This is a genomic window from Dactylosporangium sp. CS-033363 (assembly GCF_050942475.1).
Classification (GTDB): domain Bacteria; phylum Actinomycetota; class Actinomycetes; order Mycobacteriales; family Micromonosporaceae; genus Dactylosporangium.
Genome location: NZ_CP192032.1, coordinates 6773451 through 6797655, shown reverse-complemented (window position 1 = coordinate 6797655; position 24205 = coordinate 6773451). Strand labels below are relative to the sequence as shown.

Below are 24205 nucleotides of genomic sequence, written 5' to 3'. Positions count from 1 at the left end.
GGCGGGGCGGGACGGGACGTGGGGGACCGGCTACCGTGTGCGCCATGGCAACGATCGGTGACGTGGCGAAGCAGGCGGGAGTCTCCCCGAGCACCGTCTCGTATGTCCTGAGCGGCAAGCGGACCATCTCGGAGGAGACCCGGGCCCGGGTCCTCGCCGCCATCGAGGTGCTCGGCTACCACCCGCACGCCGGGGCGCGGGCCCTGGCCAGCAACCGGTCCAACGTCATCGCGCTGATCATGCCGCTCTACACCGGCCTGTACGTGCCGATCCTCATGCAGTTCGTCATCTCCGTGGTCACCGCGGCGCGCCGGTTCGACCACGACGTGCTGCTGCTCACCCAGGACGAGGGCGAGAAGGGGCTCGAGCGGGTCGCCGCCAGCTCGCTCGCCGACGGGCTCATCGTGATGGACATCGAGGAGCACGACGCCCGCCTGCCCCGGCTGCGCACGCTCGGCCGGCCGTCCGTGCTCATCGGCTTCCCGGCCGACGGCACCGGGCTGACCTGCATCGACCTCGACTTCGCGGCGGCCGGGGCGGCCTGCGTGGACCACCTCGCCGACCTCGGGCACCGGTGCGTGGCCCTGGTCGGTTCGCCGCCCGAGGTGTACGAGCGGGGCCTCGGCTTCGCCCGCCGCACCGCCGACGGCTTCCACGAGGCCCTGCGGCGCCGGGGCCTGAGCGGCTCGACGCTGCCGTGCGAGCCGACCCCCGACGCCGTCCTGGAGCTGGCCGAGTCGCTGCTGGCCCGCCACCCCGACCTGACGGGCGTGGTGGTGCACAACGAACCGGCGGTACCGCTGCTGCTCGATGCTTTTGCCGCTCTTGGCCGTTCGGTGCCGCACGACATCTCGGTGGTGGCGCTCGGCCCGGACGACCTCGCCGAGCGGTCCAAGCCCCGGCTCACCTCGGTCGGCATCCCCGCCGAGGAGATCGGCCGGCGCGCGGTGGAGCTGGTCGCAGCCAAGCTGGACGGCCGCCCGGTCCCGGACGCGACCCTGGTCGAACCGGTGCTGGTCGCGCGGGACAGCGCCGGCCCTATCTGAAGTAGGCGTTCGCTTTCGGTGTGAACATCAGCGCGCACGCCGAGAGCACCGCGGCCACGTGCAGCACGCGGCTGGCCCCGAACAGCAGGTCCACCCCGCCGGAATCGCGGATGACGGCGGTGAGGGAGTTGCCGCCGGCCAGCCACAGCAGCGGGTCGACGACGATGGAGAGGGTGCCGAGCACCCCGAGCCCGACGGCGAGCGCGAGGCGGGCCCAGCGCTGCCCGCGGTACATCCGCAGCGTTGTGAAGAGCGCGGCCCCGAACACGACGGCGCGCAGGGCGACCCCGGCCACCGCCCCGTCACCGGCCCGGCCGCTCGCGACCACGAGCACGGTCTCGAACACCCCGGCCCCGACCGCCACGAACCACAGCGTCCGCGCCTGCCGCACGGCCCCCGGAACTTCCACGATGCTTCGCATGCCGTCGATGCTTCCGGCCGCGGCCGCCCCGATCCATCCCGCCGCCCACCGCCCGTGTACTGGGGCCAGCCCCCGTAGGGAAGGATCATGCCCGTGGACATCACGACCTGGCACCTGGAGCAGACCGACCCCGCGCGGCTCCGCCCGGCCGCGCCGCCCACCGACCCGGTCGACATCACGCGGGCCGAACTGGTGAGCCCGGAGCTGAACCGGTACCTCTACACGGCCGTCGGCGGCGACTGGTTCTGGACCGACCGGCTGGCCTGGACGTGGCCGCAGTGGCGCGACTGGCTGGACCGCCCCGGCGTCGAGACGTGGGTGGCCTCCCTGCGCGGCACCCCGGTCGGCTACGTGGAGCTGGACGGGCACGCGGGCGGCGAGGTCGAGATCGCGTACTTCGGCCTGCTGCCCCAGTTCACCGGCCGGCGCATCGGCGGGCACCTGCTGACGGCGGCCCTGGAGCGGGCCTGGTCCCTGGCCGAGCGGTGGCCGTCCCTGCCCGCGACGCGCCGGGTCTGGGTGCACACGTGCAGCCTCGACGGCCCGGCGGCGCTGCAGAACTACCAGGCGCGCGGGATGGCGGTCTACAACACCGTGGTCGAGCCGTCCGCGACCCCGGCGGCGACCCCCGGCCCGTGGCCCGGCGCCGCGCGGCCCTGACGCAGCAGCCCGACCGTGGTCATCGACTGCTGGCGGGCCAGGAGCTCGGTGACGCCCTCGGCGGTCAGCGGCTCGGCGAGGTGGTAGCCCTGGCCCAGGGTGTACCCGAGCTCGCGCAGCACCGCCGCCTGTTCCGCGCTCTCGACGCCCTCCGCCACGGTGTCCAGGCCCAGGGCGCGGGCCAGCTGGATGACGGCGCGGGCCACGGCCTGGCGGGCGTCGGAGGCGGCGGGCCGGCCGTCGTCGATCTCGATGCCGTCGACGAAGGACTTGTCGAGCTTGACGATCGCGGCGGGGAAGGCGCGCAGCAGGCTCAGCGAGCTCTCGCCGGTGCCGAAGTCGTCCAGGGCGAGCCGGATGCCGAGGCTGTCCAGCTCGTGCAGGGTGCGGGAGACCTGCTGGCCGCGCAGGACCGCGGACTCGGTGACCTCCAGGACCAGGCGCTCGCAGGGCAGGCCGCTCTCGGCCAGGGCGGCGGTCACGTCGGCGACGAAGTCCGGGTCGTGCAGCTGGCGGGCGGAGACGTTGAGCCCCGCCTCGCGCAGGGCGTGCGGGCCGAAGCGGCGCAGCCACGCCGCCGCCTGCCGGCACGTCTCGCGCAGCACGAAGCGGCCCAGGGGCACGATCAGGCCGGTACGCTCCGCCGCCGCGATGAACTCGCCCGGGCCGACGACGCCGCGGTCCGGGTGGTGCCAGCGCAGCAGGGCCTCCACGCCGACCACGCGGCCGTCGTAGAGGGACAGGATCGGCTGGTACACGACGCGGAACTCGTCGTCGTCCAGGGCCCGGCGCAGCTCGCCGCCGAGGCGCATGTGGGCCAGCACCGGCTCGCCCATGCCGTCGACGTACCGCACGAAGCTCGCCTTCCCGCCCTGCTTGGCGGTGTACATGGCGACGTCGGCGTCGCGCAGCACCGAGTCGACGGTCGCGTCCGGGCCGGCGGCGGCGATGCCGATGCTCGCCTGCACGAGCAGCCGGTGCTCGCTGATCGGGCGGTCCAGGGCGGCCAGCAGCCGGGCGGCGAGCGCCTCCGGCTCGGCGCGGGTCCCGGTCAGCAGCACCGCGAACTCGTCGCCGCCGACGCGCACCGGCAGGGCGTGCGGGCCCGCCTCGGCGCGCAGCAGCTGGGCGACGGAGACGAGCAGGTGGTCGCCGACGCCGTGGCCGAGCAGGTCGTTGACGTTCTTGAAGTCGTCGAGGTCGACGAGCAGCACGTGCACCGGCTCGCCGGAGGCCAGGGCGGCCGCGAGCTTGTCGCGGAACAGGGCCCGGTTCGCCAGCCCGGTCAGGCCGTCGTGACTCACCTCGTACTGCAGCCGCTCCTCCTGCACCCGCGTGCTCGCGAGCAGGCGGGTGTTCTCCCGGAACGCGAGGTACTGGCGGAGGGTGACGAGCACCGTGACGACGACGGCGGCCAGCAGCACCACGCGGCTGGGCCAGCTCAGCGGGGCACCCAGCGCGACGGCGACCAGCGGCACGTCGGCCGCGGCCACGGCGAGGTAGGGCAGCAGCACCCCGCTGCGCCCCGGCCGGTTGCGCAGCCCGGCGTCGGCCCGCGCCTGGACCCAGACGGCCAGGGTGGCCAGCAGCGGGGTCAGCGGCATGACGATCGCCTGGGCGGGCACGGCGCCGGGCGGGCCGAGCCGGACCGCGATCACGGTGACGATCGCCGCGGTGAACCCGCCGGAGGCCGCCATGAGCCGGATCGCGTCACGGTCGACCGGGCCGCCGGCGACGTAGGAGACCTTGGTGGCCGCCCCGACCGCGACCAGCAGGCCGAGGCCGGTGAGCACCATCGCCTGCGGGCTCCACGGGTCGGCGGCGCCGATCATAGGTGCCAGCCCGGCGTACCAGAGGACGACCGCGCAGCCCAGAAAACCGATCGTGCGGTCCAGCAGGATCCGCCACCACTCGACGCCCTCGGACGGCACGACGGGCACCCGGACCATGGCCCAGATGGCGATCAGGAACCCGATCGCGGCGCAGGCGGCGGCGGGCAGCGGCATCGAGCGGGTGGCGGCCTCGGTCCAGTGGATCAGGATGTCGGCGGCGAACCAGGCGTAGCCGAACGAGACGAGCGCGACCGCGGCGAGCATGGTGCGCCAGAACCTGCGGGCCACGGGCTGCAGGGCGCCGGTGCGCAGGAGGCGGAAGACGGCGGCGGTGGCGAACACGCCGCCCGCGGGGGCGAAGGCGTAGGCGATGGCCTCGGTGCCGGCGCCCACGGTCAGGTGGGCCACGCACCAGACGGTGCCGAGGGCGGCGACCACGGCGGCGGCGAGGACATAGCGCCGGGCCTCCCGCGTCACGAGTGGAACGATATCGTGCCGGTTGCGTACCGGATCTCACCCGAACGTTCCGTTTCCGGCCACCGCATCAGCGCGGAATCAGCCTCGCTTCAACCGCGTTTCAAGGCCCGTTCCGATACTCACCGTCATGAGAACTCTTGTCGCGGCGGCCTTCGGGGCCGCCCTGCTGCTGGTGGCGTCGCCCGCGATGGCCGCGCCCGCCCCGCCCGACCTGCTGGTCAAGGTGCCGGACGTGGTCGGGCTCAACGACCGCGACGCGGTGAAGACGCTCAAGACGGCGGGCCTCGGGGTGGCCGCCGCCACCGCCGTGGACTGCGCGAACATCGATGTCGTGCTGGCCCAGGACCCCGCGGGCGGCCGGATCGTGGCCCGCGGGACCCGGGTCCTGATCACGATCGGCGTGGCCCCGGAGAAGGGCTGCCCGTAGCCGGTCGGGGGCGCGACCACCACTGGGCCAGGAAGACGGCGCCGACCACGAGCAGTGCCGCCGCGAGGGCGAACCACACGCTGATCTCGGTCTTCTTGTGCTGCAGGGTGACCTGGCTGGGCAGGTCGCGCAGGACGTCGCCGAGGTCCTTGGCGTTGTCGGCCTTGAAGTACTTGGCCCCGGTCATGTCGGCGACCTTGGTCAGGGTCGGCTCGTCCATGTCCTGGAACCGGCCGCGGCCGCCGAAGCCGAAGCCCCCGCCGCCGCCCGGGCCGCCCCCGCGCCAGCTCTGGTCGCCGGCGATCTGGTTGCTGGAGCACACCATCGGCGAGGGCTGGTCGGTGCCGAAGCCGATCGTGTAGACCCGCAGGCGGCGGGCGGCGGCCTGCTCGGCGGCCGTGATCGGGTCGACGCCGTCGGTGTTGCGGCCGTCGGTCAGGATGACGATCGTGTCGGGCTCGTAGTCGCCGTTCTGGCCCGCGGTACCGCCGTTGTCGGGCACCTCCACGCCGGTCGGGGGCACGTCGGGGTTGATCTCGGCGATGGCGTCGATCGAGGCGAGGATGGCCAGGCCGATGGCGGTACCGCGGGAGGTCCGCAGCCCGTCGATGGCCTTGGTCAGCTTGTCCTTCTCGGTGGTCGGCGGCACCAGCAGCCCGGCGGTGCCGGAGAAGGCGACCAGCCCGATCTTCGCGCCGCCCTCGTGGTCGGCGATGAACTCCTTGGCCGCCTTCTGCGCGGCGCTGAGCCGGTTCGGGTCGACGTCGGTGGAGCACATCGAGCCGGAGACGTCGATGGCGAGCAGGATCGTCGCGGCGTCGTCGGGCACGACCACCGAGGCCTGGGGGCGCGCGGCGGCCGTACCGGCGAAGAGGATGCCGAGGGCGAGCAGGGCGAGGGGCACGCGCCGGCGCCACGAGGAGCGGCCGGGCAGCGCGGCGCGCACGAGGGCGACGCTGGACAGCGTCACCGCCACCTTGCGCCGCCGGCGGCGGCTCCACCACCGGTAGGCCAGCAGCAACGGGAACGCGAGCAGCACCAGGAGGGCCCATGGCCAGGTCAGCGACATCAGAGGATCCGTCCGAACCAGGTGGTCATCAGTATGCCCCCGAGGAAGAGCAGCAGCACGGCGAACGCCGTGGCCGCGCCGGTCAGCTCCACCGGCTTGCGCTCGGTCGTCAGCCGCAGGTCCAGCGACTGGTACACGTCGTGCAGCGCCTGGGCGTTCTCGGCCCGGTGGTAGTTGCCGGCCGTGGTCTGCGCGATCTGGGTCAGCAGGTCCTCGTTGAGGGAGGTCGCGACCTGGTAGCCGTCGACCTCGACGGTGGCCCCGTCCACGGTGCCGACGCCGACGGTCTCGATGCGCACGCCCGCCTTGGCCGCGACGCTCGCGGCGGCCAGCGCGTCCGGGCCGCCGGTGTCCTCGCCGTCGGAGAGGACCACGATCGTGGCGTTGCCGAAGTACCCGATGTCCGGCGCCTGCTCGCCCGTGTCGGCGTTGGGCAGGCTCACCGGCTTGCCGACGACGACCGTGAGCGAGGCGAGGATGGCCTGGCCGAGCGACGTGCCGCCGTTGACCTGCAGCCGCTTGATCGCCGCGGTCGTGGCGTCATGGTCCTCGGAGGGCTGCTGCGTGGTGAGCGCGCCCTGGTCGAAGGCGACGATGCCGATGTTGACGCTGTCGGGCTGCGCCGCCACGAACTCGGTCGCCGCCGTCTTGGCCGCGTCGAGCCGGGTCGGCTGCACATCGTCGGCCTTCATGCTGTTGGAGACATCGAAGGCGAGGATGACGGTACCGGCAGCGCGTGCGACCGGCAGCACCGCCGCCGGACGGGCGACGGCGAGCAGCATCAGGGTCGCCGCGCTGAGGAACAGCACCTGCGGCAGGTGGCGGCGCCAGGCCGAGCCGGCCTTGATCGGCACCCGGCGCTGCAGCCGGAAGTACAGCACGGCCAGTGCCGCGGCGGCGATGACCGCGACGGCGACGAGGAGCGGGTATTCGAACGTCATCGGCGCCTGCGCTTCGCGTCGCGGACCATGGCGACCAGCGCCTCCAGCGGGTCCTCGTCGGTGGTGACCACGTGCCCGCGCACGCCGGAGCGGCGCATCGCCTCGGCCACGCCCGCCTCCCGCGCGTCGACCTCGGCCCGCAGCCGCAGCTGGAACTGCGGGTCGCCGGTGTCGACGAGGATCTGCTCGCCGGTCTCGGCGTCCTCGACCACGACCAGCCCGAGGTCGGGCAGGTCCAGCTCGAGGGCGTCGACCACCCGGATCGCGACCACCTCGTGGCGGAACGTCAGCCGGGTCAGCTCCCGCTCCCAGTCCTCGCCGATGAAGTCGGACACCACGAACACCAGGCTGCGGCGCCGGATGTTCGCGGCGGCGAGCCTGAGCATCGCGCCGAGGTCGGTCGCGCCCCTGGCCGGCGCCTTCGCGGACGCCTTCTCGAGCTCGTGCAGGATGCGCAGGACGTGCTGCCGCCCGGCGCGGGGTGGCAGGACCAGGTGCGCGGCGTTGTCGTAGAGGATGGCGCCGACCCGGTTGCCGCCGTACGTCATGAGCCGGGCCAGGCTCACCGCCAGCTCGGTGAGCGTGGCGTCCTTGCCGTCGCTGTCCTGGTAGCGCATCGACGCCGAGAGGTCCAGCACGAGCCAGGCGGTGAGTTCCCGGTCCTCGGTGTACTGCCGTACGAACGGCTCGTCCAGGCGCGCGGTCACGTTCCAGTCGATGTGCCGGACGTCGTCCTCGGGCGTGTACTCGCGCAGGTCGGCGAAGTCGATGCCGGTGCCGCGGAAGACGGTGCGGTACGAACCCTGCAACTGCCCGTCGAGGCGGCGCAGCACCTGCCACTCCAGGCGGCGCAGCAGTCGGTCGGCGGCCGTGGTCATGCGCTAGCGGCTTCCGTTGCGCGACGGGGTCGGGGCCGGCACGTGCACGGCGGCCAGCACCCGGTCGACCACCATGTCGGGGGTGACGTCGTCGGACAGGGCCTCGTAGGAGAGCACGAGGCGGTGGCGCAGCACGTCGGGCGCGAGCTCGGCGAGGTCCTCGGGCACCACGTAGTCGCGGCCGCGGATGAACGCGAGCGCCCGGGCGGCGAGCACCAGGTTGATCGAGGCGCGCGGGCTGGCGCCGAAGGTGACGTAGCGGGTCAGGTCGCCCAGCCCGATGTCGGCCGGGTTGCGGGTCGCGTTGGTGAGCCGCACCGAGTACTCGATCAGCGACGGGTCCACGTAGACCTCGTCGACCTCGCGCTGCATCGCGATGAGCCGCTCCGGGTCGACCACGGCCTGGGTGATCGCCTCCGGCAGGATGGCCCGCTCGACGATCACGAACTCCTCGGTCGGGCTGGGGTACCCGACGAGGACCTTCATCATGAACCGGTCGACCTGGGCCTCCGGCAGGGCGTAGGTGCCCTCGGACTCGATCGGGTTCTGGGTGGCCATGACCAGGAACGGCTTGGGGATCTGGTGCGTCTCGCGGCCGATCGTGACCTGCCGCTCCTGCATCGTCTCCAGCAGCGCGCTCTGCACCTTGGCCGGCGCCCGGTTGATCTCGTCGGCGAGCAGCAGGTTGGTGAACACGGGGCCGAGGGCGACCTGGAACTCGCCCGAGGGCTGGTGGTACACCCTGGTGCCCACGATGTCGGCCGGCACCAGGTCCGGGGTGAACTGCACCCGGTGGAACTGCCCGCCGATGGCCCCCGCGAGCGCCTTCACCGCGAGGGTCTTGGCCAGGCCGGGGACGCCCTCGACGAGGATGTGGCCGCGGCTGAGCAGGGCGACCATGAGCCGCTCGAGGAGGCCGTCCTGCCCGACGATGGTCTTGCGGACCTCGTAGAGCACCTGCTCGACGGCGGTCGCGTTCGATCCGTCCATGCTTGTCCTTACCCCTATTGTTCCGGCCCGGGTTCACCGGGTCCTGTCGAGCCGAGTGCCGCGCCGATCGGGACCGCGAAGCCGATGCCCACGAAGGTCCCCGCGGAGGTGGGGTTGGCCAGGGCGACCACGATGCCGATCACCTCACCCTTGGCGTTCACCAGCGGGCCGCCGGAGCTGCCGGGGTTGACCGCCGCGTCGAACTGGATGAGCCCCGTGAGCTTCGTGCCGTCCGGGTTGGCCGCGGTGCGGTTCAGCCCCGAGATCACGCCGGTGGTGGTGCTGCTGGTCAGGCCGAGCTGGTTGCCGATGGCCACGACGTCGTTGCCGACCGCGATCCGGCCCGAGTTGCCCATCACGGCCGGGACGAGCACGTCGGGCAGCGTCGCCGGGGTGAGGGTGGCGATGTCCATCTCCGGGTTGGACCCGTCGAGCTCGGCCGCCGACTCGGTGCCGTCGGCGAACCGGACCTTGATCGCGGTGCCGCCCTTGACCACGTGGAACGCGGTGAGGATGGTGCCGGTCGCGTTGGCGATCACGCCGGTGCCGGTGGCGCCGCCGTCGGGCAGGGTCGTCTCGATGGTCACCACGGAGGGGGCGACGGCCTGGTAGATCTGCGCCGTGGTGGGCGGGCCGGACGCGCTGGGGGAGGCGGCGGCGGTCGGGCGGTTGGCCGCGGTGGGCTGGGCGCCGCCGCCGGCCCGGAACGCGAGGATGCCGGTGACCACGATGGCGATGACGACCACGCCGACGCCGATGGCGAGATCCCGGCGGCTCAGCGCGACGGGCTTCTGGCTGGGCGGCTCTTCGTCCGGCTCGGGTTCCTGTTGCTTCGGCCAGCCGGTGATCGCGGCGGGCTTGGCGGGCTTTGTGGGCGGCCAGGCCGGCCTTGCGGCCGGTTCGCTGGGCTTTTTGTCGATTTGCCCGGGCCGGCGGAAGCGCCACGAGGGCGCGGGCTCGGCGGTTTCGGGTTGGCTCTGGCCGGGTTCCGGGATGATGGTCACCTCGGGTCCGGCCCACTGCGGCTCGGGCTTCCCGGCAGGGCGCATGGCCCAAAGATAGCCCCGGTAGCTCGGAGAACGGTAAGAGTGCGCTCTACAGTGCCGGGGTATGGACGAGCGTAACTGGTGGGTCGCCCCCGGACGCGGCATCGGCCCGTTCCGGTTCGGCACCCCGCGCGGGGAGCTGCGCGCCGCCCTCGGCACGTGCCGGCCGTTCCGCCGCGGGGCCGGCGCCGTGGACCTCACCGACGACTATCCCGACGGTGTGCAGCTGACGTGCGGGCACGACGAGGGCCTCTACTGCATCGAGATTCATGAGCCGTCAGGTGTACATCACCTGGGCGTACCCCTGCACGGCAAGACCCGCGAGGTGGTCGCCGCCCTGCGCGCCGCGGGGGTCGCGGTGACGCGCGACGACTCGGGGTGGGTGGTGGCCGGGGGAGCGGCGATGCTGTTCTCGGAGAGCCGGGAGGTGGAGGTGGTGACCGCCTACGCACCCCGCCGCGCCGGCGCCCGGATCGCGGAGTTCGACGCCGGCCCCGAGGCGGTCGCGCCGCTGACCTCATACACGGTGCTGCCCGGCGCCGGCCTGACCGCGCTCGCCCTGGGCACCCCGCGCGACGAGGCCCGCGCGACCCGCAACGGCGGCGTGGCGATCCTCGGGTACCCGGCGGAGGACCAGTTCTTCGACGAGGGCCTCACGGTCGGCTACGACGGCCTGGCCCGCGCCACCCGGATCACCGTCACCCGCGCGGGCTCGGTGATGCTCGACGGGATCAACCTGCTGCCGTCGCGCCCGCGCACCGTCGCCGACGTGCGGGCGGCCCTGACCGCGGCTGGTCGCGAGGTCGCGGAGGAGGAGGCGGCGCTGGTCCTGCCGGGCACGGGCATCTCGGTCTGGACCTCCCGCCCGGGCCCGGCCCGCCCCGTCTGCGCCGTCTCGGTGGCGGTGATCTAGGGCCTCACCCGGCCGCTTCGAGTGCTACTCCTGCGACTTCGACTTCTTCGAGCTCGATGACGAGCAAGGCGCCGCCGCCCGGGTTGGGCTCGTGGCGGGTCACGCGGCCGCTTCGAGTTCTCCTCCTGCGACTTCGACTCCTTCGAGCTCGATGGCGAACACGACGCCGCCGCCCGGGTTGGGCTCGTGGCGGGTCACGCGGCCGCTTCGAGGTCGACGATGAACGCGGCGCCGCCGCCGGGGTTGGGCTCGTGGCGGACGTCGCCGTTGTTGGCCTGGGCGAGGCTCTGCACGATGTACAGGCCGAGCCCGGTCCCGCCGACCTTGCCCGCGTCGCGATCGGCCCGGGCCAGCCGCTGGAACAGCCGCGCCCGGAACTCCTCCGGCACCCCCGGCCCCCGGTCCTCGACCCGGATGCGCACCCGGTCCCCGGCGACGTCGGTGCGCACCGCCGTCACCCCGCCGCCGTACTTCGCCGCGTTGGAGATCAGGTTCGTCAGGATGTGCTGCAGGTGCTGCGGGCTGGCCAGCACCACGGCATCGGCCCCGATGCATGGAACCCGCTCGGCCCCGGCCGCGCTCAGGGCGGCCTGGATCTGCTCCCGCACCGGCAGCGCCACCCGTTCGGCCCGCAGCGTCCCCGCGTCCGCGCGCACCATGAGCAGCACTTCCCGCACGATCTCGTCGAGCCGGTGGGCCTGCCGCTCGATCCCGGACATGATCTTCGCCCGCCGCGCGTCGTCGAGGCGGGGCCAGTCCTCGAACAGCTCCGTGTACCCGAAGATCGCCGCCAGCGGATTGCCGATCTCGTGCCCGAGCATGCCGATCAGGTCCCGCTTGAGCCGGTTCGCCGCCTCGAGATCCCGGTTGCGCGAGGCCAGCTCGGCCGCGTCGTCGGCGTGCCGCAGCGCCGCACTGACCGCGTCGGCGAACAGCGCCAGCTGCTGCCCGTCGGCCTCGTCGAACACCCCGGCGGCGCCGCCCGTGACCTGCACCGTCCCGATCGTGCGCCCGGCCGCGAGCAGCGGCGCCACCAGCGCGGCGTCCCCGTCGACGACCCCGGACGCGGCCGCGTGCCGCAACCCGGCCGGCCCGTCCACGAGCTCGACGAGCGCCCCGTCGGCGGCGGGGAAGAGCCCGACCGCGTGCTCGGCCACGAGCCGCAGCGTCTCCTCCCGATCGCCGGCCCCGGCAATCACGTCCCGCTGCGCCTGCAACGTGTCCCGCAGCCGCCGATGCTCCCGCTCCGCCGCGGCCGCCGCCACGTGCTGCGCGGTCACGTCGAGAATCTGCACGACGGCGGCTTCCGGCTGCCCGTCGTCCCCGACGATGACCGACGTATGGCTGGCCACCGGCACGGTCGACCCGTCGCTGCGCCGCACCACCGACGACCGGATGGTCCGCACATCGGTACCGTCCGCCAGCGCCTGAATGGCCGGCTCGATGTGCGGCGCGGCGACAGGCAGGAAGTCGGTGACGTGCATCCCGTGCGCCCGCTCGGGCGAGTACCCGAGGAGCGCCTCGAACGCCGGATTGGCCATGGAGATCCGCCCCCGCCCCTCCCCGCGCAGCCAGACCACCATCATGGCCACGGGGGAGTGCTCGAACACCTCGGCGAACCGCCGCTCACTGCGCTCGAGCCGATCGACGGCGGAGACGGCCGCCGCCCGCTCCTTCTCCAGCGCCGCGTTCGCACTTTCCAGCGCCGCGTTCGCGTTCTCCAGGGCCGCGTTCGCGCGTTCGGCCTGCGTCAGCAACTGCCGCTGCCGATCGACGGCGTCGGAATGCCGCAGCGCCCCGGTGAGCGCGTCGGCGAGCAACGTCAGCTGCTGCGCGTCGGCGTCGTCGAACGCTCTCGGCTCCCGCGACGACACCACGAGCGCCCCGAACGCGTCGTCGAACCCGCCCGCCTGACGAGACGGCCCGGCGTGCGTCTCGGTGGTGTCGTCGTGCGCTGTCGCGTGGGGGGAGGGCGCGGCGTGCGTCTCGGTGGTGTCGTCGTGCGCTGTCGCGTGGGGGGAGGGCGCGGCGTGCGTCTCGGTGGTGTCGTCGTGCGCTGTCGCGTGGGGGGAGGGCGCGGCGTGCGTCTCGGTGGTGTCGTCGTGCGCTGTCGCGTGGGGGGAGGGCGCGGCGTGCGTCGCGGGGGCGTCGTCGTGCGCTGCCGTTCGGCGGGACGGCGCAGCATGCGCCCCGAACGTGTCGTCCATGCCGAACAGCGGCGCGGCGAGGATCGATCGGCCGCCGGCGGCGGTGCGGACGGCGGCCGAAGCGCGCGGGTCGGTGCGGGTGTCGTCGCTGCGCACGGTGGTGCGCGTGCGGATTGCGTGGCCCGGCAATGAGCCGTCGAGCGGGATGCGCAGGTCGGGTGGGATGTCGAGCATGCCGGTCCCGGCGGCGACGCGCAGCGCCTGCCGCGAGTCGTCGAGCAGCTGCACCGTCGAGGCGTCGGCGGCCGGCAGGACGTCGAGGACCCGCCGCGCGATGAGGTGCAGGGCCGCGTCGCGGTCGGCGGCGGCCACGGTGACGTCGCGCTGGACGGCGATGGTCATTTCCAGCTGGCGCAGAGCGCGTTCGGCCTTGGCCTCGGCGACCTTGCGCGCGGTGATGTCCTCGGCCTGCACCAGCCGGCGCCGCTGCCGGCCCGGATCGTCGCCGGCGATCGTGGTCAGGCTGAGCGCGGCCCAGACGACGCTGCCGTCCGGGCGTACGAACCGCTTCTCGAAGCTCTGCACCGACCCCGGATCGGTCCGGATCCGCCGCTGCCGCTCGTCGCTCTCGGCCACGTCGTCGGGGTGCGTGAGCGACGCGTACGTGCAGCCGATCAGCTCCCCGGCCGGCCTTCCCAGCAGCCGGGCGAACGCGGCATTCACCCGCAGGAACCGCCCGTCACCGCCGGCGATGACCATGCCCAGCGGGGAGTCCTCGAACGCCTGCTCCGAGCCGACCCGCTCAGCTCCCGCGGCCGCACCGCCGAGGTCGCCCGCACCGCCGGGGCCGCCCGCACCGCCGGGGCCGGCCGCACCGCCGGGGCCGGCCGCACCGCCGGGGCCGGCCGCACCGCCGGGGCCGGCCGCGCCGCCGAGGTCGGCCCCGGGTTCGAGCACGTTCGCGTCGATCAGCAGGTAGGCGGCGCCGTCGGTGTCGCGGGCCACCGTCCCCCGGATGTCGGCCCAGACCTGAGCGCCGTCAGCCCGCTGCAGCGGCCGTCTGACCGATATTGATCGGCCGGCCTCCCGGCCGAGCTCACCGAGCGTGGTCAGCCAGCCCGCCTCGTCCACCGCCGGGAACACGATCGTGCCCGCGTGCCCCAGGAGCGCCTCGGCCCGCCGCCCGGCGAGGCCGGCGAAGGCGGGGTTGCAATCGACGATCACCCCGAGCGTCTTCGGATCGAGGCTGAGGACCGCCCTCGCCACCGGACTGTGGTCGAACGCCTCGGCGAACAGGTGTGCCCGCGCCCGCTCCCCGAGCCGGCCGCGCAGTCCGACACTCACCTCGGTCCGATCGGCAGCGCGATGCCCGACTTGAGCGGGAACGCCGTACCGCCGCGGCCGGATTACTGAATTATCGAATTACCGGTAATCGTTATTCGATAATTCCGGCTCCGTCACACGCCGTGACCGCCGCGGCCGGCGAGCCGAGCCGGAGCGCAGGCCGGACGCCATCGCGCGCTCAGCTTAGCGCGACGCAGCGTGCCCGGCGAGGTGTGACGCAGCACCAGTGGCACGGCGCGACCGCCGAGGGAGGATGGACCCGTGGTGGAGATGGTGCGGGTCGACCTCGGCGAGATCGAGTACCTGGAGGCGGCCGAAGCCATGCGCGGCTGGGTCGCCGAGCGCCAGGCCGGCACCGCGCCCGACCGGTTGTTCCTGCTGACGCATCCGCCGGTCGTGACGTACGGGCGGCACACCGCACTGTCCGATCTGCCCCAGGACGGATCGCTCCCCGTCGTCGAGGTCGACCGCGGCGGCCATGCCACCTACCACGGGCCCGGCCAGCTGGTCGGCTATCTGATCATGAACCTGCGCGAGGGCGGGCCCGGCGACGTGGTGCGGTGGCTCGAGCTCGCGCTCATCGACGCGCTCGGCGATCTCGGCATCCCGGCCGTCCGGCGGGAGACGCCCAAGGGCGGGGACAGCCTCGTCGGGGTGTGGACGCCCGGGCACCACAAGATCGTCTCCATCGGCATGCGGATCCGGGGCGGCGTCACGAGCCACGGGTTCGCCATCAACGTCGATTCCGACCTCGGCGTGTACGAGCGGTTCGTCGCCTGCCGCCTCGACGGGGTCACGATGACATCGCTGCGCAGGATCGCCGACGACGCGAACCGGCCCGCGCCCACCATGAGCCAGGTGCGCGACGCGGTCGCCAGGCGCCTCGGGGCGCGTTAAGCGCCGAAGCGCGGAAGTTTCCCGATCGCACCCGGCGCACGCTGCGGCGGGAAAGCCAACTGTTGACAAGCCGCCCGGCAGTTCGTAGCTTCACTGTCGAAGCGCTTCGACAGGATTTCGAACAAACCCCATCGGAAGCCGTGAAGCGGCGAAAACCGCTGCGCTCCAAACACCCCAACATCAGGAGCAGACGTGTTCACGCGCACCCGCAGCGCCGCTGTTGTCGCGGCGGCCGTACTCGCGCTGACCGGCTCGCTCGCCGCCTGTGGCGGCGGCGACGAGGCGCAGGGCGACGGCAAGACCCTGAAGCTCTGGCACTACGAGGGCCCGGCGAGCGCCATGGGCATCGCCTGGACCGAGGCGATCAAGCAGTTCGAGGCGTCCCACCCCGGCGTGAAGGTGACGTTCGAGGAGAAGGGCTTCGAGCAGATCCGGCAGAACGCCAGCATGATCCTGAACTCGAACGACGCGCCCGACGTCATGGAGTACAACAAGGGCAACGCGAGCGCCGGCCTGCTGTCCAAGCAGGGGCTGCTCACCGACATCTCGGCCGAGGCCGACAAGCGCGGGTGGAGCAAGGCGCTCAGCCCGGGGCTCGCCACGACCGCGAAGTACGACCCGCGCGGCGTCATGGGCAGCGGCAAGTGGTACGGCGTGCCCAACTACGCCGAGTACGTGATGGCGTACTACAACAAGGACCTGTTCGCCAAGTACAACGTGCAGGTCCCGACGACGCTCGAGCAGCTCGAGACCGCGATGCAGACGTTCAGGAGCAACGGGATCACGCCGATCAGCCTCGGCGGCGCGGAGTACCCGGCCCAGCAGATCCTCTACTCGCTCGCCCTGTCCAAGGCGGACCGCGGGTGGGTCGACGACTACCAGCTGTACAAGAACAAGGTGGACTTCCACGGTCCACAGTGGACCTACGCGGCGAACACGTTCAGCGACTGGGTGGCCAAGGGCTGGATCGACAAGAACTCGGCCGGGATCAAGGCCGAGGACATGGGGCAGGCCTGGGAGCAGCAGAAGTCGCCGATCATGATCTCCGGCAGCTGGTGGTACGGCCGGATGGTCAAGGAGGCCTCGTTCCAGTGGGGCACGTTCCTGTTCCCCGGCAGCAAGCTCTACCCCGGATCGAGCGGCAACCTCTGGGTGGTCCCGGCCAAGGCGAAGAACAAGCAGCTCGCGTACGACTTCATCGACATCACCATGAAGCCCGAGATCCAGAACCTGCTCGGCAACTCCGGCGGCATCCCCGTCGCCGCGCAGACGGACAAGATCACGGATGCGAAGAGCAAGGAGCTGATCGCCAACTACGAGACGATCGCCAAGCAGGACGGCCTCGCCTTCTACCCCGACTGGCCGGCACCCGGGTACTACGACGTGCTCGTGGCCGGCGGCCAGAAGCTGATCAACGGCTCGGCCAAGCCGGACGCGGTGCTGGACGAGATCGCCAAGCCGTACAACGACAACCTGGCGAACGTCGGCAAGTGATGACCCGTCGCAAGGGCTACTGGCCGTTCCTGGTCCCGGGTGCGCTGCTGTGCACGCTCGTGGTGGCGGTACCGCTGCTCATGACCGTGGGTACCAGCTTCACCGAGTGGTCCGGCGTGGGCACCCCGCGCTGGACCGGCCTGGCCAACTACGACCGGTTGCTGCACGACGACAGGTTCTGGCTCTCGTTCAAGAACATCGCGTTCATGATCGTCGCGATGGCGGTGGTGCCGACGCTGCTCGGCCTGTTCCTCGCCGCGCTGCTGTTCGACTACGTCGCGCCGCGCCTGGGTGGTCGCACCGCCCGGGCGCTGCGCTCCGGCTTCTACCTGCCCCAGGTGCTGCCCCTGGCGGTCACCGGCATCGTCTGGGGCTGGATCCTGCACCCGAACTACGGGGTGCTGAACTCCATCTTGATCAAACTACATTTACAAAAATTGGCCCATAACTGGCTGGGCGACGAGCACTACGCGCTGTACACCGTCATGGCGGTCATGGTGTGGGTGCAGATCGGCTACCCGGTGGTCATGTTCATGGCCGGGCTGCAACGCGTCGACCCCGAGCTGTACGAGGCCGCCTCGCTCGACGGCGCCGGCTGGTGGCAGCGCTTCACCCGGATCGCGCTGTTCCAGATCCGGCCGGAGATCGGCGTCGTGCTCATCACCACGACGATCGCCGCGCTCAAGGTGTTCGCGCAGATCTTCGTGCTCACCGGCGGCGGGCCCGGCAACGCCACGCTCGTGCCGTCGTACTTCGCGTGGCAGCAGTACTTCCAGACCGTCAACGTCGGCTACGCGTCCGCCATCTCCACGGTGCTCGCGGTGCTCATCGTGGCGCTGACGTTCGCCTTCATCCGGGTACAGTCGCGATGAGGAAATACCTCGTGCTCGCCGCGCTCGTCGCCGTCGTGCTCATCGTCGTCGCGCCGTTCTGGCTCATCCTCATCAACGCGGTGAAGACCCCGCAGGACTACGCGAACGTCGGGCCGCTCGGCCTGCCGACCCACGTGTCGTTCGAGGGCATCAAGGCGTTCTGGATCCGCGCGAACTTCGGCCGGACCCTCGTCAACAGCGCCGTGATCTCCGGCGCGGTCGCGGTCCTGGGCGTCGGCTTCTCGCTGCTCAACGCCTACGCCCTCGGTATCGGCCGGGTCCGCGGCCGCCGCTGGTTCCTCGCCGCGTTCCTGGTGGCCAACCTGGTACCGCAGGAGAGCCTGATCTACCCGCTCTACCACCTCGCCACCGAGGCCGACCTCTACGACTCCCAGCTCACCGTGATCGTCATCTTCACGGCGATCCAGAGCGCGTTCGGCACCTTCCTGCTCTCCTCCGTGCTGGCCGAGTTCCCGTCCGAGCTGCTGGACGCGGCCGCGATGGACGGCGCCGGCCGGCTGCGCACCCTCGTGCGGGTCGTCGCCCCGGTCAGCCGCCCGACCCTCGCGGTGCTGTTCACGTTCTTCTTCGTCTGGACCTGGAACGAGCTGTTCATCCCGCTCGTCTTCCTGGTCTCCAACAGCAACCAGACCGTGCCCCTGGCGCTCGCCCTGCTGCAGGGCGAGCACGATCTCGACGCCACCGCGACGAGCGCATCGGCGCTGCTGGGCATCCTGCCCGCGCTGCTGTTCTTCCTGATCTTCCAGCGCACCCTGACCAGGGGCGTGACCGCCGGGGCAGTCAAATGAGGGAGCCCGCATGAAGTTCACCGACGGGTACTGGCGGCTGCGCGACGGCGTCGAGCCGCAGTACCCCGTGCACGTTCGCGACGTCGAGGTCCGCGCCGACCGGCTCACGGTCTACGCGCCGGCCAAGCGCGTGGTGGACCGCGGGGACACGCTCAACATGCCGCTGCTCACCGTGCAGTGCACCGCCCCGGCCCCGGACGTGATCGCGGTGCGCATCACCCGGTACGCCGGCGGGGTCGACCGCGGGCCGCACTTCCGCGTCGAGGCCGACCCGGCCGCCTCGCCCAAGGTGACCCGGGACGAGGAGCACGCCACGTTCACGTCCGGCGAGCTCAGCGCCCGCTTCGCCCTCGGCGACCAGTGGCGCCTGGAGTTCACGGCCGGTGGCCGGGTGCTCACCGCCAGTCCCCGCAAGGCGATGGCCGCGCTGTCCACGGTGGACGGTCACTTCGTGCGCGAGCAGCTGGAGCTCGGCGTGGGCGAGACGGTCTACGGCCTCGGCGAGCGCTTCGGCCCGCTGGTCAAGAACGGCCAGACCGTCGACGTGTGGAACGCCGACGGCGGCACAAGCAGCGAGCAGGCCTACAAGAACGTCCCGTTCTACGTCACCAGCGGCGGCTACGGCGTGTTCGTCAACGACCCCGGCCCGGTGTCCTTCGAGGTCGGGTCCGAGGCCGTGTCCCGCGTGCAGTTCAGCGTGCCCGGGCAGATCCTGGAATACCTCGTCGTGTACGGCCCGAGCCCCAAGGACGTGCTGCGCAAGTACACGGCGCTCACGGGCCGCCCGGCGCTGCCCCCCGCCTGGTCCTTCGGGCTGTGGCTGTCGACGTCGTTCACCACGAACTACGACGAGGCCTCGGTGACGTCCATTGTGGACGAGATGGCCGAGCGCGGGCTGCCGCTGTCGGTGTTCCACTTCGACACGTTCTGGATGCGCGAGTTCCACTGGTGCGACTTCGAGTGGGACCCGGAGACGTTCCCGGACCCGGCCGGCATGCTCGCGCGGCTCAAGGCGCGGGGCCTGAAGATCTGCGTCTGGATCAACCCGTACATCGCCCAGCGCTCCAAGCTCTTCGCCGAGGGCGCGGCGGCCGGGTACCTGGTCACCTACCCCAACGGCGACGTCTGGCAGTGGGACCTGTGGCAGGCCGGCATGGGCCTCGTGGACTTCACGAATCCGGCGGCGACAGCGTGGTACAAGAGCAAGCTCCGAGCCCTTCTCGACCTCGGCGTGGACGCCTTCAAGACCGATTTCGGCGAGCGGATCCCGACGGACGTGGCCTGGGCCGACGGGTCCGACCCGCTGCGCATGCACAACTACTACACGCACCTGTACAACGAGGCCGTTTTCACGTTGTTGCGCGAGCACCGCGGCGAGGGCGAGGCGGTGCTCTTCGCCCGCTCCGCGACGACCGGCGGCCAGCAGTTCCCGGTGCACTGGGGCGGTGACTGCGAGTCGACGTTCCCGTCGATGGCCGAGAGCCTGCGCGGCGGGCTGTCCCTGGCGATGTCCGGGTTCGGGTTCTGGAGCCACGACATCGGCGGCTTCGAGGGCACCCCCGACCCGGCGGTCTTCACCCGCTGGATCCCCTTCGGCCTGCTGTCCTCGCACAGCCGCCTGCACGGCAACGAGTCCTACCGGGTGCCGTGGCTGTTCGGCGACACCGCCGTCGCCACGCTGGGTGAGTTCACCCGGTTCAAGGCGAGGCTGATGCCGTACCTCTACGCCGCCGCCGTCACCGCCCACCGCGACGGCATCCCGGTGATGCGCCCGATGGCCCTGGAGTTCCCGGAGGACCCGGGCTGTGCGCAGCTCGACCGCCAGTACCTGCTCGGTGATTCGATCCTCGTCGCCCCGGTGTTCAGCGCCGACGGCGACACCACGTTCTACCTGCCCGCGGGTCGCTGGACGGACCTGCGCAGCGGGGAGGTGCTGACCGGGCCGGGCTGGGTCCGGCGCCGGTACGGGCTCGGCGACCTGCCGGTGCTGGCCCGGCCCGGCTCGGTCATCGCACTGGGGGCGCGCGACGACCGCCCCGACTACGAGTACGACGACGGGGTGACGCTGCGCCTGTTCGAGTTCGGCGACGGCGACAGCGTCACCGTCGAGGTTCCGACCCCGCAGGGCCGGCCCGCCGCCACGTTCACCGTGCGCCGGGCCGGCACCGTCGTCGAGGTGCGCCGCGGTGGGAGCGCGGCGCGCTGGCGGGTGCAGCTGGCCGGCGTCACCGCGGTGGCGGCCGTCGACGCCGGCCGGCTGTCTTCCAGCGGTGACGACGTCTGCGTCGAGGCGGACGCGGGCGACGAGCACGTGATCGTGCGGCTGCTGGAGTGAACCATCCGGGCCCGGCGTGCGTGTTGACGTATGCCGGGCCCTTGCAGAGCTGGGCCGGCGCCGAGTGTGGGGTGGCGCCGGCCCTATTTCTCGTTTAGGTGTCCAGCCATTCGCGGACGATGTCGAACGTGGCCGGGCCGGAGGTGGCCGTCACGCTGACGGCCAGGTCCGCGATCGTCTGGCTCTTGAGTGCGGCGCGCCACGCCTCGTCCGCCGTCATCATCGCGCGGTGCACCGGGCACGGGGTGGTGCAGGCCTCGGCCGGGGTGGCGAGCGGGCCGCGCTGGCGGATCTCGGTACACACGAAGGCCGGACTGGCCCCGTCGACCGCCTCGACCACGTCCAGCACGGTGATGTCGGCCGGATCCCGGGTAAGCGCATAGCCGCCGGCATGTCCCTGCACCGAGTGGATCAACCCGGCGCGGGCCAGGCTCTGCAGCTGTTTGGCGAGGTAGCTGCCCGAGACGTCGTGCAGCTCGGCCAGGCGCGCGGCGGGCACCGGCCCGCGCGCCGCGGTCAGCACCACGCAGCAGTGCAGCGCCCACTCGACGCCACCCGACATCTTCACCCGCCCATCCTACTTGACTCGGACAGGCTGTGTCCGGGTAGAGTCTGTCTCGGATAAAAGTTGTCCGAGTTGGAGGTACAGTCATGAAGGTCGTGGTCTTCGGCGGCACCGGGCTCATCGGTCGCAAGCTGATCGCCCTGCTGCAGGCGGACGGGCACGAGGCGGTCTCCGCGTCCCCGAGCTCCGGCGTCGACACCATCGCGAACACCGGGCTGGACGAGGTCCTGGCGGGCGCCGACGCCTGCGTCGACGTGACCAACTCGCCGTCGTTCGCCGACGACGACGTGCTCGCGTTCTTCCGCACCTCGACGACCCACCTGCTGGCCGCGGCGGCCAAGGCGGGCGTGCGGCACTACGTCGCGCTGTCCATCGTGGGCACCGACCGGGTGCCGAGCAGCGGCTACCTGCGGGCCAAGGTCGCCCAGGAGGAGCTCATCACGAGCGGGCCGGTGCCGTACACGATCGTGCGCGCCACCCAGTTCTTCGAGTTCGCGCCGGGCATCGCCGCCTCGTCGGTCGGCTCCGACGGCGCGTCCCACCTGACCCCGGCCAAGCTGCAGCCGGTGGCCGCCGACGACGTGGCCGCGACGGTGTGCGACGCCGTGCAGGCCCCGCCGGTCAAGGGCTACGTCGAGCTGGGCGGCCCGGAGAAGATCGGCCTGGACGAGTTCGTGCGCAAGGCCGTCGGCGGCACCGCGAAGATCGTGACCGACCCGTCGGCCACGTACTTCGGCGCCGCGATCACCGACGACTCCCTGGTGACCGCCCCGGGCGCGCGCATCGGCGGGATCACCTACGACGAGTGGCTGGCGGCGCGCTAGCCGGCGATCCAGGGCTGGTAGCGGTACGGCTCCGGCGGTTCGACGGCCGCGGCCCGGCGGAATCCGTCGAGGTCGGGGCCGTGCGCCCACAGCCGCTCCGGCTCGACGGGCATCATCGCGTTCAGCAGGTGTACCGCACGATGCGGCTCCAGCCCCTCCGGCCGCCAGCCGAGATCCCACCGCGCCGGTCCACGCTCGGCGAGCAGCCGGACGAAGTGCCGCACGGTTTCGGTGCCGCCCCAGCCGCCGAGCGCGACCCGCTCCACGACCTGGACCCGCGGGTGCTGCGGCAGTTCGCCCTCGACGAGCCAGCGCTGGCAGACCCGGCCCAGCCCGGCGCCGCAGTCCTCGGCCAGGACCACCGGCAGCCCGAGTTCCGCCGCCGGGAACGCCAGGAAGTCGGCCTGGACGAGGACGGTGAGCAGCGTGCGGGAGCCGTCGGCGAGGCCGGCGTCGGCGACGGCGGTCAGGAACGCGGCCAGGGCCTCGCGCTCGGGCTCGGGCGTGGTGACCAGGCCCGCCCGCAGCGCGACGGCTCCGAGGCCGGGCAGCACCTGGGTCCAGCCGCCGACGTACGTTCCCCGGCGGCCTTCCAGGTGGCGCAGCATGCCGTAGCCGCTGGTGGGGCGGGGCGTGTGGCGCTCGCCGTCGTCGAAGCCCCAGCCGCCGAGCAGGCCGAGCAGGGCATTGCGGAGGTTCGCGTCATGCGCGTGCACCGACACGGGCGCCGGGGCGGGCGTGTCCGGCAGAGCCCGGTAGCGGGCAATCGTCTCCGCCAGGCCGGCCGTCGCCGGTGGTCCCGCCGCCCCGCTCGGACGCAGCCAGTCCCACCAGCCGATCGGCGGCAGGCCGGGCGGGATCTCCGGGCCGAAGCCGGGCCGGCCCGAGCCGGGATCCCAGAGCGTCACCTGGCCGAACGGGTTCGCCGTGACGAGCCGGTCGCCGACCGGCAGGCGCAGCACGCCGGCGATCCCGTGCTCGGGCGCGCCGGGCGGCAGCGGCACCGCGCGGCCGTCGATGGACCGCACGGCGGGGCCGTCCGGCGTCTCGATCAGGTCCCAGCCGGTCTCGCCGTCGCGGCGGCCGAACGGGGCGGGGGCGTCCGGGGCCACGGCCCGCCGCCATCGCCTGCCTGGTCCCGGCTCGAACCGGCCGCCCGGCACGACGTGCTCGTCGCCGGACGGCAGCCGGGTGAGCGGGCCGACGACGAGGCCGCCGAGCTCGATCCCGGCGCCGGCGAGCGCGAACTCCGCGTCCGGCGCGTCGGCCCAGCATCCGCGTTCCTCGATGCCGGTGAACCAGCTGACGAGCAGGCGCCCGTCGTGCAGGGTGCAGCGGGCCGGGAGCTGGCCGAAGACGCCTTCCCGCTCCGGGATCCTGATGGTGTACCGCACGTGCGTACCCGACCCGTCGAACACGATCGCGGTCCCGGTGTCGTGGACCGCGAGCCACGGCCATTGCGCGTCCGTCCGGGTGCGGCGCGGGTCGAGCCCGGCGGTCGCCGCCTCGTACTCGGGCCACGTCAGGTCGCCCGGCCGGCCGGCCCGCCGTGAGCGCTCGGCCGCCGCGTCGAGGTCGAAGGCGGCGACGCGGTCGAGGTAGCGGCCGAAGGCGGCGTACCCGGCCGGCGAGCACAGCGGTTCGAGCCGGTTCAGGTCCTCGGGCAGCCGGGCGGTGACGGCGTCGACCTCCGCTTCGAGCGCTGTCGCGACGCCGGGCACGGACAGCGCGAGGGCGAGCAGGTTGGGGTGCAGGGGCGGGCCGCCGACCTCGGCGCCGAACTGGTGATCGGCGAGCAGGCCCAGGCATGCCCGCCGGAAGGGCGCGCGCAGGTCGGGGTGGGTCGCATACGCCTCGAGCGAGCGGCGCCCGGGCCCGGCATCGTCGAACCACTCGGCCAGGCGGGGATGGTGCACCTCGTCCGTCTCGAACGGGATGTTTTCGGCGGCGAACAGGTCGAAGAGGTCGAGCTCGATCTGGGCCGCGAACTGCGGACCCCGCACGGGGACGGCGTCGGCGCGCAGGCGGTCGGCCAGGCGGGCGACGATGTCGAGCAGCGGGGCCGATCGGCGGCGCTTGAAATGCGCACCGCGCCAGGTGAGCAGGCGGCTCAGCCGGCGGGCCGGTGCACCGTGCGGTGTGGCGCGCAGCCGCCGTTCGACGCGTGCGATGTCCCAGTGTTCGGCCACGATCCGGCACGATAGCGAGTGGGTGCACA

At 72.7% G+C, this 24205-nt stretch carries 20 protein-coding genes; 10 read left to right on the top strand and 10 right to left on the bottom strand.

The genetic code is table 11. The features are described 5' to 3' along the window. Positions 1-44 precede the first annotated feature (44 nt). Positions 45-1046: a LacI family DNA-binding transcriptional regulator gene (locus ACQPZ4_RS31445; protein WP_433043409.1), complete on the top strand. Its 1002-nt coding sequence runs from the start codon at positions 45-47 to the stop codon at positions 1044-1046. Here ACQPZ4_RS31445 and ACQPZ4_RS31440 read toward each other — a convergent pair. Further along, positions 1039-1467: a hypothetical protein gene (locus ACQPZ4_RS31440; RefSeq protein ID WP_433043406.1), complete on the bottom strand. Its 429-nt coding sequence runs from the start codon at positions 1465-1467 to the stop codon at positions 1039-1041. The genes ACQPZ4_RS31445 and ACQPZ4_RS31440 overlap by 8 nt on opposite strands. An 87-nt stretch (positions 1468-1554) precedes the next feature. On the opposite strand from ACQPZ4_RS31440, the gene ACQPZ4_RS31435 reads away from it, so the two are divergent. After that, complete coding sequence (locus tag ACQPZ4_RS31435) at positions 1555-2127, top strand: GNAT family N-acetyltransferase (protein ID WP_433043403.1); 573 nt, start codon at positions 1555-1557, stop codon at positions 2125-2127. On the opposite strand, the gene ACQPZ4_RS31430 is transcribed toward ACQPZ4_RS31435, so the two are convergent. Beyond that, positions 2052-4436, bottom strand: coding sequence for a putative bifunctional diguanylate cyclase/phosphodiesterase (locus ACQPZ4_RS31430; RefSeq protein ID WP_433043400.1), 2385 nt, complete (start codon positions 4434-4436; stop codon positions 2052-2054). The two genes, ACQPZ4_RS31435 and ACQPZ4_RS31430, sit on opposite strands and share 76 nt — an antisense overlap. A gap of 127 nt (positions 4437-4563) precedes the next feature. On the opposite strand from ACQPZ4_RS31430, the gene ACQPZ4_RS31425 reads away from it, so the two are divergent. Further along, a complete protein-coding gene (locus ACQPZ4_RS31425; protein ID WP_433043397.1) occupies positions 4564-4863 on the top strand; it encodes a PASTA domain-containing protein in 300 nt (99 codons plus the stop codon). Here the strand turns inward: ACQPZ4_RS31425 and ACQPZ4_RS31420 are convergent. Genes ACQPZ4_RS31420 through ACQPZ4_RS31400 form a run of 5 tightly spaced genes read right to left on the bottom strand, consistent with a single transcriptional unit; the run spans position 4826 to position 9790 of the window. Then, positions 4826-5932, bottom strand: coding sequence for a VWA domain-containing protein (locus ACQPZ4_RS31420; protein ID WP_433043394.1), 1107 nt, complete (start codon positions 5930-5932; stop codon positions 4826-4828). The two genes, ACQPZ4_RS31425 and ACQPZ4_RS31420, sit on opposite strands and share 38 nt — an antisense overlap. After that, on the bottom strand, positions 5932-6873 hold the full coding sequence (locus ACQPZ4_RS31415; RefSeq protein WP_433043391.1) for a VWA domain-containing protein: 942 nt from the start codon (positions 6871-6873) through the stop codon (positions 5932-5934). The genes ACQPZ4_RS31420 and ACQPZ4_RS31415 overlap by 1 nt, the downstream gene beginning before the upstream one ends. Beyond that, entirely contained in the window at positions 6870-7751 is an 882-nt protein-coding gene (locus ACQPZ4_RS31410) for a DUF58 domain-containing protein (protein WP_433043388.1), read from the bottom strand. The genes ACQPZ4_RS31415 and ACQPZ4_RS31410 overlap by 4 nt, the downstream gene beginning before the upstream one ends. A 3-nt stretch (positions 7752-7754) precedes the next feature. After that, on the bottom strand, positions 7755-8741 hold the full coding sequence (locus ACQPZ4_RS31405) for an AAA family ATPase (RefSeq protein ID WP_433043385.1): 987 nt from the start codon (positions 8739-8741) through the stop codon (positions 7755-7757). Positions 8742-8755: 14 nt separating this feature from the next. Then, entirely contained in the window at positions 8756-9790 is a 1035-nt protein-coding gene (locus ACQPZ4_RS31400) for a trypsin-like peptidase domain-containing protein (RefSeq protein WP_433043383.1), read from the bottom strand. 61 nt (positions 9791-9851) lie between these two features. Here ACQPZ4_RS31400 and ACQPZ4_RS31395 point away from each other — a divergent pair, with 61 nt between their 5' ends. Next, a complete protein-coding gene (locus ACQPZ4_RS31395) occupies positions 9852-10700 on the top strand; it encodes a hypothetical protein (RefSeq protein ID WP_433043380.1) in 849 nt (282 codons plus the stop codon). A gap of 194 nt (positions 10701-10894) precedes the next feature. Here ACQPZ4_RS31395 and ACQPZ4_RS31390 read toward each other — a convergent pair whose 3' ends face one another. Further along, the gene (locus ACQPZ4_RS31390) at positions 10895-14191 is read right to left on the bottom strand and encodes a PAS domain S-box protein (RefSeq protein WP_433043377.1); all 3297 of its coding nucleotides are present in this window, start codon (positions 14189-14191) and stop codon (positions 10895-10897) included. A 270-nt stretch (positions 14192-14461) separates the two neighbouring features. On the opposite strand from ACQPZ4_RS31390, the gene lipB reads away from it, so the two are divergent. The 5 genes from lipB to yicI all read left to right on the top strand — a co-directional run bounded on the left by lipB (position 14462) and on the right by yicI (position 20598). Further along, positions 14462-15088, top strand: coding sequence for a lipoyl(octanoyl) transferase LipB (gene lipB, locus ACQPZ4_RS31385; protein ID WP_433066729.1), 627 nt, complete (start codon positions 14462-14464; stop codon positions 15086-15088). 192 nt (positions 15089-15280) lie between these two features. Further along, the gene (locus tag ACQPZ4_RS31380) at positions 15281-16582 is read left to right on the top strand and encodes an ABC transporter substrate-binding protein (RefSeq protein ID WP_433043374.1); all 1302 of its coding nucleotides are present in this window, start codon (positions 15281-15283) and stop codon (positions 16580-16582) included. Continuing rightward, the gene (locus ACQPZ4_RS31375; protein WP_433043371.1) at positions 16582-17454 is read left to right on the top strand and encodes a carbohydrate ABC transporter permease; all 873 of its coding nucleotides are present in this window, start codon (positions 16582-16584) and stop codon (positions 17452-17454) included. The genes ACQPZ4_RS31380 and ACQPZ4_RS31375 overlap by 1 nt, the downstream gene beginning before the upstream one ends. Then, on the top strand, positions 17451-18263 hold the full coding sequence (locus ACQPZ4_RS31370; protein WP_433043368.1) for a carbohydrate ABC transporter permease: 813 nt from the start codon (positions 17451-17453) through the stop codon (positions 18261-18263). The genes ACQPZ4_RS31375 and ACQPZ4_RS31370 overlap by 4 nt, the downstream gene beginning before the upstream one ends. A 10-nt stretch (positions 18264-18273) precedes the next feature. Then, on the top strand, positions 18274-20598 hold the full coding sequence (gene yicI / locus ACQPZ4_RS31365; protein ID WP_433043365.1) for an alpha-xylosidase: 2325 nt from the start codon (positions 18274-18276) through the stop codon (positions 20596-20598). 94 nt (positions 20599-20692) lie between these two features. On the opposite strand, the gene ACQPZ4_RS31360 is transcribed toward yicI, so the two are convergent. Next, the gene (locus tag ACQPZ4_RS31360; protein ID WP_433066726.1) at positions 20693-21160 is read right to left on the bottom strand and encodes an RrF2 family transcriptional regulator; all 468 of its coding nucleotides are present in this window, start codon (positions 21158-21160) and stop codon (positions 20693-20695) included. 89 nt (positions 21161-21249) lie between these two features. On the opposite strand from ACQPZ4_RS31360, the gene ACQPZ4_RS31355 reads away from it, so the two are divergent. After that, the gene (locus ACQPZ4_RS31355; RefSeq protein WP_433043362.1) at positions 21250-21987 is read left to right on the top strand and encodes an SDR family oxidoreductase; all 738 of its coding nucleotides are present in this window, start codon (positions 21250-21252) and stop codon (positions 21985-21987) included. On the opposite strand, the gene ACQPZ4_RS31350 is transcribed toward ACQPZ4_RS31355, so the two are convergent. Beyond that, the gene (locus tag ACQPZ4_RS31350) at positions 21984-24176 is read right to left on the bottom strand and encodes a hypothetical protein (protein ID WP_433043359.1); all 2193 of its coding nucleotides are present in this window, start codon (positions 24174-24176) and stop codon (positions 21984-21986) included. The two genes, ACQPZ4_RS31355 and ACQPZ4_RS31350, sit on opposite strands and share 4 nt — an antisense overlap. Positions 24177-24205 lie beyond the last annotated feature (29 nt).

Excerpts from the sequence above, each read along its gene's own strand:
- lipB (WP_433066729.1), top strand. The coding sequence starts at position 14,462 with ATGGTGCGGGTCGACCTCGGCGAGATCGAGTACCTGGAGGCGGCCGAA.
- ACQPZ4_RS31445 (WP_433043409.1), top strand. The coding sequence starts at position 45 with ATGGCAACGATCGGTGACGTGGCGAAGCAGGCGGGAGTCTCCCCGAGC.
- ACQPZ4_RS31410 (WP_433043388.1), bottom strand. The coding sequence starts at position 7,751 with ATGACCACGGCCGCCGACCGACTGCTGCGCCGCCTGGAGTGGCAGGTG.
- ACQPZ4_RS31400 (WP_433043383.1), bottom strand. The coding sequence starts at position 9,790 with ATGCGCCCTGCCGGGAAGCCCGAGCCGCAGTGGGCCGGACCCGAGGTG.
- ACQPZ4_RS31360 (WP_433066726.1), bottom strand. The coding sequence starts at position 21,160 with ATGTCGGGTGGCGTCGAGTGGGCGCTGCACTGCTGCGTGGTGCTGACC.
- ACQPZ4_RS31420 (WP_433043394.1), bottom strand. The coding sequence starts at position 5,932 with ATGTCGCTGACCTGGCCATGGGCCCTCCTGGTGCTGCTCGCGTTCCCG.
- ACQPZ4_RS31370 (WP_433043368.1), top strand. The coding sequence starts at position 17,451 with ATGAGGAAATACCTCGTGCTCGCCGCGCTCGTCGCCGTCGTGCTCATC.
- ACQPZ4_RS31435 (WP_433043403.1), top strand. The coding sequence starts at position 1,555 with ATGCCCGTGGACATCACGACCTGGCACCTGGAGCAGACCGACCCCGCG.
- ACQPZ4_RS31375 (WP_433043371.1), top strand. The coding sequence starts at position 16,582 with ATGACCCGTCGCAAGGGCTACTGGCCGTTCCTGGTCCCGGGTGCGCTG.
- ACQPZ4_RS31395 (WP_433043380.1), top strand. The coding sequence starts at position 9,852 with ATGGACGAGCGTAACTGGTGGGTCGCCCCCGGACGCGGCATCGGCCCG.
- ACQPZ4_RS31440 (WP_433043406.1), bottom strand. The coding sequence starts at position 1,467 with ATGCGAAGCATCGTGGAAGTTCCGGGGGCCGTGCGGCAGGCGCGGACG.
- ACQPZ4_RS31405 (WP_433043385.1), bottom strand. The coding sequence starts at position 8,741 with ATGGACGGATCGAACGCGACCGCCGTCGAGCAGGTGCTCTACGAGGTC.
- ACQPZ4_RS31425 (WP_433043397.1), top strand. The coding sequence starts at position 4,564 with ATGAGAACTCTTGTCGCGGCGGCCTTCGGGGCCGCCCTGCTGCTGGTG.
- ACQPZ4_RS31355 (WP_433043362.1), top strand. The coding sequence starts at position 21,250 with ATGAAGGTCGTGGTCTTCGGCGGCACCGGGCTCATCGGTCGCAAGCTG.
- yicI (WP_433043365.1), top strand. The coding sequence starts at position 18,274 with ATGAAGTTCACCGACGGGTACTGGCGGCTGCGCGACGGCGTCGAGCCG.
- ACQPZ4_RS31415 (WP_433043391.1), bottom strand. The coding sequence starts at position 6,873 with ATGACGTTCGAATACCCGCTCCTCGTCGCCGTCGCGGTCATCGCCGCC.